This window comes from Rhizobium sp. SG2393, assembly GCF_042610495.1.
Lineage (GTDB): Bacteria > Pseudomonadota > Alphaproteobacteria > Rhizobiales > Rhizobiaceae > RU20A.
This window is the reverse complement of sequence record NZ_JBHGAP010000016.1, coordinates 1-2,500: the sequence shown is the minus strand read 5'-3', so window position 1 is coordinate 2,500 and position 2,500 is coordinate 1. Positions and strand designations below refer to the sequence as shown.

1 protein-coding gene, 1 tRNA gene and 2 rRNA genes (1 of these 4 cut by a window edge) are annotated in these 2,500 nt (G+C 55.0%); 3 read left to right on the top strand and 1 reads right to left on the bottom strand.

Going from position 1 to position 2,500, the window contains the following annotated elements; all coding sequences use genetic code 11:
- Window positions 1–1,809 (top strand): 23S ribosomal RNA (locus ACED18_RS20420) (it extends 996 nt beyond the left edge of the window).
- 178 nt (window positions 1,810–1,987) lie between these two features.
- Here ACED18_RS20420 and ACED18_RS20415 read toward each other — a convergent pair.
- Complete coding sequence (locus ACED18_RS20415) at window positions 1,988–2,152, bottom strand: hypothetical protein (RefSeq protein ID WP_377295439.1); 165 nt, start codon at window positions 2,150–2,152, stop codon at window positions 1,988–1,990.
- On the opposite strand from ACED18_RS20415, the gene rrf reads away from it, so the two are divergent.
- Window positions 2,141–2,255, top strand: a 5S ribosomal RNA gene (rrf, locus tag ACED18_RS20410). The two genes, ACED18_RS20415 and rrf, sit on opposite strands and share 12 nt — an antisense overlap.
- 168 nt (window positions 2,256–2,423) lie before the next feature.
- Window positions 2,424–2,500 (top strand) — tRNA-Met (locus ACED18_RS20405).

Here is a 2,500-nt window from a genome sequence, read left to right as displayed (position 1 = left end):
GCTAACGTCCGTCGTGAAGAGGGCAACAACCCTGACCTCCAGCTAAGGTCCCCAAGTCATGGCTAAGTGGGAAAGGATGTGAGGATCCCAAAACAACCAGGATGTTGGCTTAGAAGCAGCCATCATTTAAAGAAAGCGTAACAGCTCACTGGTCTAAATAAGGGTCTTTGCGCCGAAAATGTAACGGGGCTAAAGCCATGCACCGAAGCTGAGGATGTGGTCGCAAGACCATGTGGTAGCGGAGCGTTCCGTAAGCCTGCGAAGGGATACCCGTGAGGGGTCCTGGAGGTATCGGAAGTGCGAATGTTGACATGAGTAACGATAAAGAGGGTGAGAGACCCTCTCGCCGAAAGACCAAGGGTTCCTGCTTAAAGTTAATCTGAGCAGGGTTAGCCGGCCCCTAAGGCGAGGCAGAAATGCGTAGTCGATGGGAACCACGTTAATAATCGTGGGCCTGGTGGTAGTGACGGATTGCGTAACTTGTTCAGGCTTATTGGATTGTCTGGGCGGGGAAGCGGTTCCAGGAAATAGCTCCACCGTATAGACCGTACCCGAAACCGACACAGGTGGTCAGGTAGAGTATACCAAGGCGCTTGAGAGAACTATGCTGAAGGAACTCGGCAAATTGCACGCGTAACTTCGGAAGAAGCGTGACCCCATTTTACGCAAGTATGATGGGGTGGCACAGACCAGGGGGTAGCGACTGTTTATCAAAAACACAGGGCTCTGCGAAGTCTAAAGACGACGTATAGGGTCTGACGCCTGCCCGGTGCTGGAAGGTTAAGAGGAGGGGTGCAAGCTCTGAATCGAAGCCCCAGTAAACGGCGGCCGTAACTATAACGGTCCTAAGGTAGCGAAATTCCTTGTCGGGTAAGTTCCGACCTGCACGAATGGCGTAACGACTTCCCCGCTGTCTCCAGCATAGACTCAGTGAAATTGAATTCCCCGTGAAGATGCGGGGTTCCTGCGGTCAGACGGAAAGACCCCGTGCACCTTTACTATAGCTTTACACTGGCATTCGCCAAGGCATGTGTAGGATAGGTGGTAGGCTTTGAAGCAGGGACGCCAGTCTTTGTGGAGCCATCCTTGAAATACCACCCTTATCTTCGTGGATGTCTAACCGCGGTCCGTTATCCGGATCCGGGACAGTGTATGGTGGGTAGTTTGACTGGGGCGGTCGCCTCCGAAAGAGTAACGGAGGCGCGCGATGGTGGGCTCAGAGCGGTCGGAAATCGCTCGTCGAGTGCAATGGCATAAGCCCGCCTGACTGCGAGACTGACAAGTCGAGCAGAGACGAAAGTCGGTCATAGTGATCCGGTGGTCCCGCGTGGAAGGGCCATCGCTCAACGGATAAAAGGTACGCCGGGGATAACAGGCTGATGACCCCCAAGAGTCCATATCGACGGGGTTGTTTGGCACCTCGATGTCGGCTCATCGCATCCTGGGGCTGGAGCAGGTCCCAAGGGTTTGGCTGTTCGCCAATTAAAGCGGTACGTGAGCTGGGTTCAGAACGTCGTGAGACAGTTCGGTCCCTATCTGCCGTGGGTGTAGGAATATTGACAGGATCTGTCCCTAGTACGAGAGGACCGGGATGGACATATCTCTGGTGGACCTGTTGTCCTGCCAAGGGCATAGCAGGGTAGCTATATATGGAAGGGATAACCGCTGAAGGCATCTAAGCGGGAAACCCACCTGAAAACGAGTATTCCCTATCAGAGCCGTGGAAGACGACCACGTTGATAGGCCGGGTGTGGACGTGCAGCAATGCATGAAGCTTACCGGTACTAATCGCTCGATCGGCTTGATCGTTCTCATTGAAAATGCTCATCGAATGAAATTCGATGAGCCATCTCTTCTGTCCTGACGCTGTCGCGGCTCTGCCGCTTCGCTCCGGACGGGCCGGCCAACGATGGCCGACGGCCTCTGGCCTTGCGGAGCTTGGCTCCGTTGCCCTCAAGAAGAGAAGACGTGTTTAAGACAAGAAGGCTTAGCCTTCACCAGCTTCTCGAAAAAATGCGACAGCATCCATGCTTTCCCGTATGGCCGCTTTGGCACCCTTCCGAACGTCAGTGAGGAAGAAAGGTTCTGCCAAAGCAAACAGGAAAGCAACGATGCCGTCGGCATCGTTGCGCTTCGCCGACCTGGTGGTCATTGCGGGGAGCCCCCACCCGTTCCCATTCCGAACACGGCCGTGAAATGCCCCAGCGCCAATGGTACTTCGTCTCAAGACGCGGGAGAGTAGGTCGCTGCCAGGTCTGCAAAACGCAACACAATCTTCTCAATACAACCAAACGGCCCCTGGCCGACACCAAGGGCCGCCAAAAGCGGCCCTTCGTCGTTCCAGACAACGAAAACCGACAAACAGAAAACATCAATTTTGGCCAAGCCAAATATCCGCGCGTTGGGAAACCAAACGCGCTCGGCGCGGGGTGGAGCAGCCCGGTAGCTCGTCAGGCTCATAACCTGAAGGCCGCAGGTTCAAATCCTGCCCCCGCAACCA

Bases quoted from the DNA above. Each gene is read 5' to 3' on its own strand.
- ACED18_RS20415 (WP_377295439.1), bottom strand. From the start codon at position 2,152: ATGACCACCAGGTCGGCGAAGCGCAACGATGCCGACGGCATCGTTGCT.